This is a genomic window from Streptomyces sp. NPDC058576 (assembly GCF_042718715.1).
Classification (GTDB): domain Bacteria; phylum Actinomycetota; class Actinomycetes; order Streptomycetales; family Streptomycetaceae; genus Streptomyces.
Map to the genome: position 1 here is coordinate 20833 of NZ_JBHXPF010000072.1, position 11689 is coordinate 32521.

Genomic DNA, 11689 nt, shown 5'->3' on the forward strand with positions numbered 1-11689 from the left:
AGCGCCGGGCCGCCGGCCCTTCCGGATTCTTGCAACAGGTTCTACTGTGTGCGCCGCCGCACACGGACGACGCCGAAGCGAGACTCTGGAGGGGCCGTGCACCTCGAATACACGCCTGAGCAGCAGCGGTTGCGTACCGAACTGCGTACCTACTTCGCGGCCCTGGTGCCCGACAACGCCTACGCCCGCTACGCGGAGCCCGCCGCCCAGAAGCGCTTCTACCGCGAGACGGTCCGCAGGCTCGGCGCCGACGGCTGGCTGGGGGTCGGCTGGCCGAAGGAGTACGGCGGCCGGGGCCTGACCCCGATGGAACAGTTCATCTTCTTCGACGAGGCCGCCCAGGCCGGCGTACCGCTCCCGCTGATGGCCCTGAACACCGTCGGGCCCACGATCATGCAGTTCGGCACCGAAGAGCAGAAGGCCCACTTCCTGCCCGGAATCCTGGCCGGGGAGATCGACTTCGCCATCGGCTACAGCGAACCGGACGCGGGCACCGACCTCGCCGCCCTCAAGACGCGCGCCGTCCGCGACGGGGACGAGTACGTGGTCGACGGCCAGAAGATCTGGACCACCAACGGCGACACCGCCGACTGGGTCTGGCTCGCCGTGCGCACCGACCCCGACGCCCCGCCCCACAAGGGCATCACCATGCTCCTGGTCCCGACGAGCGATCCGGGCTACTCCTGCACCCTGATCAACACCCTCGCCTCGCACGACACCACCGCCAGCTACTACGAGAACATCCGCGTCCCGGTCTCCCGCCGCGTCGGCGAGGAGAACAAGGGCTGGCGGCTCATCACCAACCAGCTCAACCACGAACGGGTCACCCTCGCCGCCCACGGCACGATGGCGGTGCGCGCCCTGCACAACGTCCAGCGCTGGGCCGCCGACACCAAGCTCGCCGACGGCCGCCGGGTCATCGACCTCGGCTGGGTCCGCGCCCTGCTCGCCCGCACCCACACCCGCCTCGACGCGATGAAACTCCTCAACTGGCAGATGGTCGCCGCCCTCCAGGACGGCACGCTCACCCCCCAGGACGCCTCGGCCGTCAAGGTCTACGGCTCCGAGGCCCGCCGGGACGCCTACGCCTGGCTGATGGAGATCGCCGGCTCCGCGGGTGCGCTGAAGGAGGGCTCGGCCGGCGCGGTGCTGCACGGCGAACTGGAACGCGGCTACCGCTCGGCCGTGATCTTCACCTTCGGCGGCGGCAACAACGAGATCCAGCGGGAGATCATCTCGTGGATCGGACTGGGGATGCCGCGCGTGCGGCGGTGACGCGCGGCCGCCGAGGCATTCCCGTTCCGTTGCCCGGTTGCCTCCCCATGCGCCGGCCCGGCCGGACCCGCCGACCGCCCCGCCGCGTACCGACTCCGCCGGCGGGCAGCCATACTGGACGGTCCGGGGGGCACAGCGCCGGCAGCGGGGAACACGGGGAACAACGGGGGCGGGAAACGGCAGATGGCGGACACCAGGCTGATCCAGAGCCGGTACCGGCTGCTCGAACTGATCGGGCGCGGCGGCATGGGCGAGGTGTGGCGCGCCCTCGACGAGTCGCTGGGCCGTCAGGTCGCCGTCAAATGCCTCAAACCCATGGGCCCCCAGCACGACCAGGCGTTCACCCGCGTCCTGCGCGAACGTTTCCGCCGCGAGGCCCGGGTGGCCGCCTCCCTCCAGCACCGGGGCGTCACCGTCGTGCACGACTTCGGCGAGTACGAGGGCGTGCTGTACCTCGTCATGGAGCTGCTCGACGGGCACAACCTGAGCCAGCTCCTGGAGGAGAACGAGCAGCACCCGCTGCCCGTCGAGCATGTCGTCGACATCGCGGAGCAGGTCGCCGACGCCCTCGGCTACACCCACCGGCAGGGCATCGTCCACCGCGACCTCAAGCCCGCCAACATCATGCGGCTGACCGACGGCACGGTGAAGATCTGCGACTTCGGCATCGCCCGCCTCGGCCACGACATCGGCATGACCTCCCGGCTCACCACCACCGGCCTCGCCATGGGCACCCCGCACTACATGTCGCCCGAGCAGATCAGCGGCAAGGAGGTCGACCACCGCAGCGACCTCTACTCGCTGGGCTGCGTCCTGTACGAGATCGCCACCGGCGTACCGCCGTTCGACCAGGAGGACGCCTGGGCCGTGCTCGTGGGACACCGCGACACCCCGCCGGAACCGCTGCGCACCCACCGCGCCGACCTCCCCGGCTTCTTCGACCGCGTCGTCCTCGACCTGCTCGCCAAAGCCCCCGAGGAGCGGCCCGTGGACGCGGGCGACCTGCGCCGCCGCATCGTCCTCGGCCGGACCGGCGAACAGCCCGCGCTCGGACCGGGGCCCCTCGCGCACTCCCACGCCGAGCGGCAGCCGGCCCCGCGCGAGAGGGCCCTGCCTGCCTGGACCCGCTCCATGACCGCCGGTCACCGCGCGACCGGAGCGACGGGCCCGCGCGCCGAACGTCCCGACCCGGCCGCCGGACTGACCGGGCAGTGGACGACCGCGAGCGCCACCGCCCCGCACACCGGCTCCTTCGTCTCCGTGTCGGCCGGGCCGCCCGCCACGGACCTCCTCGCCACGCTGGAGGGCCGCCACAGCGCGGGCATCGACCTCGGACGCCTGGGCCGCTGGGAGGAGGCCGGGGACGTGCACCGCGAGGTCGCCGCCCAGCGCGCACGCGTCCTTGGCCCGGACCATCCCGACACCCTCGCCAGCCACTACGAGATCGGCCTGACCCTGAGCCGTACGGGCCGGGCCGAGGAGGCGCTGCGCGAGTTCGCCCGGGTCACCGGGGGCCGCGAACGCGCCCTGGGCGCCGACCATCCGCAGACGCTCGCCGCCCGCCAGGCGACCGCCCACGCCCTGGGCCGGCTCGGCCGGCACGCCGAGGCCCACCAGGTGTACGAGGCGGTCCTGGCCGTCCGCGAACGCGTCATGGGCCCCGACCACCCCGACACCCTGCGCTGCCGCCACAACCTGGCGTTCAACCTCGGCCGGCTGGGGCGGCCCGAGGAGTCCTGCCGGATCGCCGAGGAGGTCGCCGACGCCCGCGCCCGACTGCTCGGCCCGACACACCCCGACACCCTCGCGACCCGCTACGAAGTGGCGTACACCCTGGGCAGGCTGGGCCGTTGGGCCCAGGCGCTGGAGACCTACGAGGACGTCGCCCGGGTTCGCGCGGAGACCCTGGGGGCCGACCACCCCGACACCTTCGCCGCCCGCTACGAGGCGGGCATCAGCCTCGGCCGGCTCGGCCGCGACGCGGAGGCCCTGGAGCTGTACCGATCCCTGGTCGCCGACCGCACCCGGACCGCCGGAGCGGCCGACCCCGAGACGTTGCGCGCCCGCCACGGCCTCGGGGTCAACCTGGGGCGGCTGGGCCGCTGGGAGGAAGCGCTCGCGGAGGCACGCGACGTCTGCGCCCTGCGGGAACGCACCCTGGGACCCGACCACCGCGACACCGTGATCAGCCGCCGGGAGGTCGCCGCGGGGCTCGGCTGGCTCGGCCGGTGGAGCGAGGCCCTCGTCGCGTACCGGCAGGTCGCCGAGGCGCGCGCCCGGACCCTGGGCCCCGACCATCCCCAGACGCTCGCGGCCCGCGACGACGAGGCGCACTGCCTGAGGCGGCTCGCACAGGCCTAGGGCCGGTCGGACGGGAAGGGTCGGACAGGCCCCAGGGCCTGCCGTCAGCCTGCCACCCCTGGTGGGGACGGCGGGCGGCGTGTTACGAAGGTGCATGCCCGCACCTCAGAGTCCCGCACCCCGAACACCCGCAGGTCAGCCCGCCACCCAGGGGTCCTCCGGGCCCGGCGCGCCCGCCCGGGACCACTACGACGCCGTGATCGTCGGCGGCGGCCACAACGGCCTCGTCGCCGCCGCCTACCTCGCCCGCGGCGGACAGTCCGTCCTCGTCCTGGAACGGCTCGGCACCACCGGGGGAGCGGCGATCTCGACCCGCCCCTTCGCCGGGGTCGACGCCCGGCTCTCCCGCTACTCGTACCTGGTGTCCCTGCTGCCCGACAAGATCGTCCGTGATCTCGGCCTCGACTTCGCCGTCCGCAAGCGGACCGTCTCCTCCTACACCCCCGCCGTACGCGACGGACGGCCCACCGGGCTGCTCATCGCGGGCGAGGGCACCCGGGAGTCCTTCGCCGCGCTGACCGGCGGCGAGCGCGAGTACGCGGCCTGGCAGCGGTTCTACGCGATGACACAGCGGCTCGCGGAGCGGGTCTTCCCGACGCTCACCGAGCCGCTGCCCGGCCGGGACGCGCTGCGCGAGCGGATCGACGACGCGGACGCCTGGCGGATGCTTTTCGAGGAACCGCTCGGGGTGGCCGTCGAGGAGAACTTCACCGACGACCTCGTGCGCGGGGTCGTCCTCACCGACGCCCTGATCGGCACCTTCGCCGACGCCCACGACACCTCGCTCCTGCAGAACCGGTGCTTCCTCTACCACGTGATCGGCGGCGGCACCGGCGACTGGGACGTCCCCGTCGGCGGCATGGGCGCGCTCACCGACGCGCTGGCCGGGGCCGCCCGCGCGGCGGGCGCCGAGATCCGCGTACAGCACGAGGCGACCCGCATCGAGACCGACGGGAACGCCGCCGAGGTCACCGTCCGCACCCCGGACGGGGAACGTGTCGTCGGCGCCCGCCGGGTACTCGTCAACGCCTCCCCGCAGGCTCTCGCCACCCTCCTCGGCGACACCCCGCCGACACCCGCCGAAGGCGCCCAGCTCAAGGTGAACATGCTGCTCACCCGGCTGCCGAAGCTCCGCGACCGGTCCGTCGACCCCCGGCAGGCGTTCGCCGGTACGTTCCACATCGCCGAGGGGTACGGGCAGCTCGCCGACGCCTACCGGGACGCGGCGGCCGGCCGGCTGCCCGCCGCCCCGCCGTCCGAGATCTACTGCCACTCGCTGACCGACCCCACGATCCTCGGCCCCGACATCGCCGCGCGCGGCTACCAGACCCTCACCCTTTTCGGCCTGCACGCCCCGGCCCGGCTGTTCGCCGCCGACAACGAAGCCGCCCGCGCCGCCCTGCTCAAGGCGACCCTGGCCGAACTGGACGCCCATCTGGAGGAGCCGATCACCGACTGTCTGGCCCTCGACGCGAACGGCGAACCCTGCATCGAGGCCAAGACCCCGCTCGACCTGGAGGCCGATCTGCGGCTGCCCGGCGGCCACATCTTCCACCGCGACCTCGCCTTCCCGTACGCGGACGAGGGCACGGGGCGCTGGGGCGTGGAGACCGCGCACGCCAACGTCCTGCTCTGCGGGGCCGGTGCGGTGCGCGGCGGCGGCGTCAGCGGGGTCCCCGGCCACAACGCGGCGATGGCGGCGCTGGGAGAGTGACGGACGCCCCCCCCGGGGGGCGTTCCCGTCGGTCAGGGCCGGGCCCCGGCCCTGACGACGGGACACCTGCTAGCGCAGGTGCCGGCGGTCGACGGCGGCGGCGATCGCCGTGTGACCCTCGGGACCCGGATGCAGGCCGTCGCCGCTGTCGAACGCGGGCCGCAGCCGCGAGGGGCGGTCCGGGTCGCGCAGCGCCGCGTCGAAGTCGGCCACGGCGTCGAAGACCCGTCCGGTGCGCACGGCCTCGTTGATCCGCCGGCGCACCGCGTCCTGTTCCGGCGTCCAGCGCGTCCACCCCTCGAACGGGGCGATGGTGGCGCCCACCACCCGCAGCCCGGCGGACCGTGCGCGCAGGGCGAGCTGGCGGTACGCGGCCACCATCCGCGACGGGTCCTGCTCGACCGGCACATGGTGGAGGTCGTTGACTCCCAGGTGCACCAGGACCGTCCGCAGCCCCGGCAGCGACAGTACGTCCCGGTCGAACCGGGCCTGGGCGCCCGGACCGAAGCGGTCGTTGTCGAGCAGCAGCCGGTTGCCGCTGATACCGAGGTTGGCGACGGCGGAGCCGGACAGCCTGCGGGCCAGCTGGTCGGGCCAGCGCAGGTCCGCGTCGTCGGGCGTGCCGGTGCCCTCCGCGATGGAGTCGCCCAGCACGGCGAGCACCGGACCGCGCGCCCCGGTCGTCTCGACCCCGGTCAGGAGGAGGACGGACCGGGTCCGGACACCGTCGACGGTGTGCCAGGCGTGGGTGTTGCGGTGGAAGGAGAGGGGGCCGGTGGGGCCCGGGAGCCGCGTCCCGACCGTCAGCAGCGCCCCGTCCGGCACCCGCAGCCCCTCCACCGGGTCGCTGGTGAGGGATGCGCCCGCCGCCAGCCACTCCTGCGACCGCCCGCCGAAGGTGACCGGCCGCCCGTCCGCGGTCACCGGACCCACCAGCACCGGCGCGGCCCCGAAGGCGTGTGCGTACCGCAGTCTCACCTGTCCGCCCGCCGAGAGCCGCAGCCGCGCGGTGCAGAGCCCGTCGGTGAGACCGCCCGCCGCGAGGGGGTCGGCCGCCGTGGGCGCGGTCTGCGCGGTGGCCCAGGAAGTGGTCCAGGGGGTGGCCGGGCGGGGGAGTCCGGGAGCGGGGCGCGGAGCCGCCGAGGCGGCCGGGGAGGCGGTGAGGGCCGCCGTGACCCCGGCCGCCGCCGCGTACAGCAGACCTCGCCTGGCCGGTGCGGGGCCCTGGCCGGTCACCGGGAGGGCGGAGGGGGCGGTGCGCCGGACACTGCTCATGGGGTGGGCCTCCTGGAATCGCCACGGGGAGCGGGTGGGCCGAGCGGCTTGCGTACTACGGCCCGTGCCATCCAACGGCCCCCGGATGAACCGGTGGTGACGTCGATACGCACCGGGCGCGACGCCATTGTGGCGGCTGCGCCCGGCGGCAGCCGGCCCACCACGCGGCGCCGCCCGCCCCGCCGCTCAGTCGGCCGACAGCACCCAGCCCGCCGCTCCGATCCGCCCCGCGTCCCGGGGCCGGTCGGAGTCGAAGACCGTGCCGCCGCCGTCCCGCACCCGGAGGGAGTCCACGTACGCGCCGCGCCCCACGTAGAGCTGGTCCGTGGCGTACCGCCACCGCAGCTGGACGCTCTTGCCGCGCCAGGCCGACAGGTCCGCCTCCAGCCGGTGCCAGACGCGCCCGGACCACCCGGAGACCCGGCCCTCCGGGTGCGGCCGCGGGTCCGGGCGGTGGTGGCCGGGCTCACGGCCCGCGGTGGTGAACGGCACCGGCTGCCACTCCTGCCCCGCCGATGCCTCCAGCACCAGCCGGTCGGAGCCGGGCTCGGTGTCCCACCACAGCGCGCACTCCAGGCGGGCCCGTGCCGAGCTCAGGCGGAGGGCGGGCAGCGTGAGGGTGGCGGCCGACCCGCTCGCCATCCCGGAGAACCAGGCCGTCCGGCCCCGCTCCGGCCGGACCGGAACGGCCCGCGCCAGCTGGTTGGCGGTCGCCACCCGGGGCGCGCTGCCCGAGCGCCAGCTCCGCACGGGGTGGACGGAGTTGCCCAGCACGATCAGGAAGGTGTCGGTCGACGGGTCGAGCACCAGGCTGGTCCCGGTGAATCCGGTGTGCCCCGCGCTGCGCGGGGTGGCCATCGCGCCCATGTACCAGTGCTGGTAGAGCTCGAAGCCGAGGCCGTGCTCGTCGCCCGGGAACGCGGTGTTGAAGTCGGTGAAGAGGAGGTCGACGGAGTCCTCGGACAGGATGCGGGAGCGGCCGTAGACCCCGCCGTTGAGGAGCGTCCGGGCCAGGACCGCGAGGTCCCAGGCGCACGAGAACACCCCGGCGTGGCCCGCCACCCCGCCGAAGCCGTAGGCGTTCTCGTCGTGCACCTCGCCCCAGACGAGACCGCGCTCCAGGCCGGACCAGGGCAGCCGGGCGTCCTCGGTCGCCGCGATCTTCGGTTTCCAGGAGGCGGGCGGGTTGTAGCGGGTGCGGTGCATCCCGAGCGGGCCGGTGATCTCCTCGCGGAGCAGGACGTCCAGCGGGCGGCCGGTGATCTGCTCCAGGATCAGCTGCAGCGAGATCAGGTTGAGGTCGGAGTAGAGGTAGGCGGTGCCCGGGGCGCTCGCGGGCACCTCGTCCCACAGCATCCGGAGCTTGCCCTCCCGGGTCGGCTCCTTGTACAGCGGGATCCACGACCGGAAGCCCGAGGTGTGCGTCAGCAGTTGACGGACCGTGATGTCCTGTTTGCCGCCGCCCGCGAAGTCCGGGAGGTAGGAGGCGACCGTCGCCTCCAGCTCCAGCGCGCCGCGCTCGATCTGCTGGACCGCCAGGAGCGAGGTGAAGAGCTTGGAGATCGAGGCCAGGTCGAAGACGGTGTCCTCGGCCATCGCGATCTGCTGCTCCGCCGGGAACTCCACCCCGGTGTCGGTCTTCTCGTCGTACGCCGCGTAGCGCACCGCCTTGCCGATCGGCCGGTGCAGCGCGACCGTGCCGCCCCGCCCGGCGAGCAGCACCGCGCCCGCGTACCAGGGATGCTTGGGGGAGTCGGCCAGGTAGGCCTCCGCGTCCCGCACGAGCTGGTCCAGCGGCCCCTGGAGCAGCCCGGCGCGCGCGGCGCTGCCGCGCCGCAGCGTGGGCCGGTGTGCCCCTGACTCCATGCCCGCTCCCGTGTCCGCCGCACCGTCCGTCACGCCCGTGCCGGGCCCGCTCCGGGCGGCCGCGCCCGCGAGGGGGATCGGCGTCAGCGCGAGCGCCCCGCCCAGCGCCAGTATCCCGCCGCCCAGCCGCCGCCGGGCGATGCCGCTCCCGGCCGTGGGAGATCCGGACGGGGAGCCGCCGCTGTGGGCCCCGGCCCCGAATCCTCCCGTGTCCCGGCCGTCCGCGGCCCGCCCGTTCCCCTGCGTGTCCCCGGTCATCCGCAACTCCTCCCCGCGCCTGACCTCCGGTCACCGGGCCGCGCCCGTGCACCCGGAGGCCCGCGCGAAAGTAACTTCCGAAATCTCGCCGAGCAGTGAAAGTTCCTGCCGCCGCAGAGATTACTGTCACCCGCGCGCTCCCGGGTGCGTCCCGGCCCGCAAAGAATCTGACACTGCATCAGAAAAGCTCTTCCCTCGGCTGCGGCCCTGCGGCATCCTGCCGCCCATGGAGACGGAACTGAGCCGCCAACTGGGAATCGAGCACGCCATCTTCGGCTTCACGCCGTTCCCCGAGGTCGCCGCGGCCATCACCAGAGCCGGCGGCTTCGGCGTGCTCGGAGCCGTCCGCTACACCGCGCCCGACGACCTCGCGCGGGACCTCGACCGCCTGCACAAGCACGCCGACGGCAAGCCCTACGGACTCGACGTCGTCATGCCGGCCAAGAAGGTCGAGGGCGTCACCGAAGCGGACGTCGAGGCGATGATCCCCGACGAGCACCGCGGCTTCGTGCGCGAGCTGCTGGCCCGCTACGGCGTGCCCGAACTGGCCGAGGGGGAGACGTCCGGCTGGCGCATCACCGGCTGGATGGAGGAGGTCGCCCGGAGCCAGCTCGACGTGGCCTTCGACTACCCGATCAAGCTGCTGGCCAACGCCCTCGGATCCCCGCCCGCCGACGTCATCGAGCGCGCCCACGACCACGGCGTCCTCGTCGCCGCCCTGGCCGGCAGCGCCCGGCACGCCCGGCGGCACGCGGAGGCGGGCATCGACGTCGTCGTCGCCCAGGGGTACGAGGCGGGCGGCCACACCGGCGAGATCGGCTCCATGGTGCTGGTCCCCGAAGTCGTCGAGGCCGTCGCCCCGCTGCCCGTGCTCGCCGCCGGGGGCATCGGCAGCGGCGAACAGGTCGCGGCCGGGATCGCTCTCGGCGCCCAGGGCGTCTGGCTCGGCTCCCTCTGGCTCACCACCGAGGAGGCCGACCTGCACTCGGAGGCCCTGACCGCGAAGCTGCTCGCCGCGGGCTCCGGCGACACCGTCCGCTCCCGCGCCTCACCGGAAAGCCCGCACGTCAGCTCCGTACCGAGTGGACCGATGCCTGGGAGGACCCGACCGGACCCGGCACGCTGCCCATGCCGCTCCAGGGGCTGCTCGTCGCCGAGGCCGTCTCGCGGATCCAGAAGTACGAGGTCGGCGAGCTGCTCGGCACACCCGTCGGGCAGATCGTCGGCCGGATGACCAGCGAACGCAGCGTCCAGGCCGTCGTCGACGACCTCACCCGCGGCTTCGAACGGGCCGTCACCCGCATCAACCGCATCGCCGGAAGGAGCGCCACGTGAACCAGCCGCCCAACGGCTTCTGGGCCCAGGCCGCCGCCGACCCCGACCGCACCGTCCTCATCGCCCCCGACGGCGAGGAGTGGAGCGCGGACCGGCTGCACGCCGACGTCAACCGCATGGTCCACGGACTGCGCGCGGCGGGACTGCGCGAGGGGGACGCGTTCGCCGTCGTGCTGCCCAACGGCGTCGAACTCCTCACCGCCTTCCTCGCCGCCTCTCAGGCCGGCTTCTACCTCGTCCCGGTCAACCACCACCTCGTCGGCCCCGAGATCGCCTGGATCGTCGCCGACTCGGGCGCCCGCGTCCTGATCGCCCACGAACGGTTCGCGGCCACCGCGACGGCCGCCGCCGACGAGGCGGAGCTGCCCGCGACCCACCGCTACGGGGTCGGAGACGTCCCCGGCAGCCGCCCGTACGCCGAACTCCTCGACGGCCACCCCGCCACCCCGCCGGAGGACCGCACCCTCGGCTGGGTCATGAACTACACCTCGGGCACCACCGGCCGCCCGCGCGGCATCCGCCGGCCGCTGCCCGGCAAGCGGCCCGAGGAGACCTACCTCGGCGGGTTCCTCGGCATCTTCGGCATCCGGCCCTTCGACGACAACGCGCACCTGGTCTGCTCGCCGCTCTACCACACCGCCGTGCTCCAGTTCGCGGGCGCCGCCCTGCACATCGGCCACCCGCTGGTCCTGATGGACGGCTGGGCCCCGGAGGAGATGCTGCGCCTCATCGACGCCCACCGGTGCACCCACACGCACATGGTCCCCACCCAGTTCCACCGGCTGCTCGCGCTGCCCGACGAGGTGAAGGCCCGCTACGACGTCTCCTCCATGCGGCACGCGATCCACGGGGCGGCCCCCTGCCCCGACCACGTCAAACGCGCCATGATCGACTGGTGGGGGAGCTGCGTCGAGGAGTACTACGCGGCCAGCGAGGGCGGCGGAGCGTTCGCCACCGCCGAGGACTGGCTGAAGAAACCCGGCACCGTCGGCAAGGCCTGGCCGATCAGCGAGCTGGCCGTCTTCGACGACGACGGCAACCGGCTCGCGGCGGGCGAACTGGGCACCGTCTACATGAAGATGAGCACCGGCGGCTTCAGCTACCACAAGGACGAGACCAAGACCCGCAAGAACCGCATCGGCGACTTCTTCACCGTCGGCGACCTCGGCGTGCTGGACGCGGACGGCTACCTCTTCCTCCGCGACCGCAAGATCGACATGATCATCGCGGGCGGCGTCAACATCTACCCCGCCGAGATCGAGTCCGCCCTCCTCACCCACCCGGCCGTCGCGGACGCCGCCGCCTTCGGCATCCCGCACGCCGACCGGGGCGAGGAGGTCAAGGCCGTCGTCGAACCGGCCGAGGGCCACGAGCCGTCCGACGTGCTCGCCGCCGCCATCCTCGCCCACTGCGAGGAGCGGCTCGCCGGATACAAACGGCCCCGCTCCCTCGACTTCATCGCCGCCATGCCCCGCGACCCCAACGGCAAGCTCTACAAGCGGCGGCTGCGCGAACCGTACTGGGAGGGCTTCGAGCGGCCGCTGTAGCGGCTCTGTCCTCGCGAGTACGGCCCATGATCCGCCGACGACAAGGGCCCCGCCTGGG

At 74.0% G+C, this 11689-nt stretch carries 6 protein-coding genes and 1 pseudogene; 5 read left to right on the forward strand and 2 right to left on the reverse strand.

Annotated elements, in window-relative coordinates; translation table 11 throughout:
* Positions 1-96 precede the first annotated feature (96 nt).
* The 3 genes from ACFWRV_RS32095 (at position 97) to ACFWRV_RS32105 (ending at position 5350) form a co-directional block, all read left to right on the forward strand.
* A complete protein-coding gene (locus tag ACFWRV_RS32095) occupies positions 97-1275 on the forward strand; it encodes an acyl-CoA dehydrogenase family protein (RefSeq protein WP_384339435.1) in 1179 nt (392 codons plus the stop codon).
* Positions 1276-1458: 183 nt separating this feature from the next.
* Positions 1459-3636, forward strand: coding sequence for a tetratricopeptide repeat protein (locus ACFWRV_RS32100; protein ID WP_384339436.1), 2178 nt, complete (start codon positions 1459-1461; stop codon positions 3634-3636).
* 94 nt (positions 3637-3730) lie between these two features.
* Positions 3731-5350, forward strand: a complete 1620-nt coding sequence (locus ACFWRV_RS32105; RefSeq protein WP_384339437.1) for a phytoene desaturase family protein — start codon at positions 3731-3733, stop codon at positions 5348-5350.
* 69 nt (positions 5351-5419) lie between these two features.
* Here the strand turns inward: ACFWRV_RS32105 and ACFWRV_RS32110 are convergent, their stop codons facing one another.
* Together ACFWRV_RS32110 and ACFWRV_RS32115 are read right to left on the reverse strand one after the other, a co-directional pair.
* On the reverse strand, positions 5420-6625 hold the full coding sequence (locus tag ACFWRV_RS32110; protein ID WP_384339438.1) for an SGNH/GDSL hydrolase family protein: 1206 nt from the start codon (positions 6623-6625) through the stop codon (positions 5420-5422).
* A 186-nt stretch (positions 6626-6811) separates the two neighbouring features.
* Positions 6812-8749 carry a serine hydrolase gene (locus ACFWRV_RS32115; RefSeq protein ID WP_384339439.1) on the reverse strand — a complete coding sequence of 646 codons (1938 nt, stop codon included), beginning with the start codon at positions 8747-8749 and terminating at the stop codon, positions 6812-6814.
* A gap of 226 nt (positions 8750-8975) precedes the next feature.
* On the opposite strand from ACFWRV_RS32115, the pseudogene ACFWRV_RS32120 reads away from it, so the two are divergent.
* Both ACFWRV_RS32120 and ACFWRV_RS32125 read left to right on the forward strand, forming a co-directional pair.
* Positions 8976-10084, forward strand: a pseudogene (locus ACFWRV_RS32120) (NAD(P)H-dependent flavin oxidoreductase).
* Positions 10081-11631 (forward strand): acyl-CoA synthetase, encoded by a 1551-nt coding sequence (locus ACFWRV_RS32125; RefSeq protein WP_384339440.1) that lies wholly within the window; start codon positions 10081-10083, stop codon positions 11629-11631. The pseudogene ACFWRV_RS32120 and the gene ACFWRV_RS32125 overlap by 4 nt, the downstream one beginning before the upstream one ends.
* Positions 11632-11689: the final 58 nt, after the last annotated feature.

What these genes read in the sequence shown, in the direction of transcription:
- ACFWRV_RS32115 (WP_384339439.1), bottom strand. Translation starts at nt 8,749, where the DNA reads ATGACCGGGGACACGCAGGGGAACGGGCGGGCCGCGGACGGCCGGGAC.
- ACFWRV_RS32105 (WP_384339437.1), top strand. Translation starts at nt 3,731, where the DNA reads ATGCCCGCACCTCAGAGTCCCGCACCCCGAACACCCGCAGGTCAGCCC.
- ACFWRV_RS32110 (WP_384339438.1), bottom strand. Translation starts at nt 6,625, where the DNA reads ATGAGCAGTGTCCGGCGCACCGCCCCCTCCGCCCTCCCGGTGACCGGC.
- ACFWRV_RS32100 (WP_384339436.1), top strand. Translation starts at nt 1,459, where the DNA reads ATGGCGGACACCAGGCTGATCCAGAGCCGGTACCGGCTGCTCGAACTG.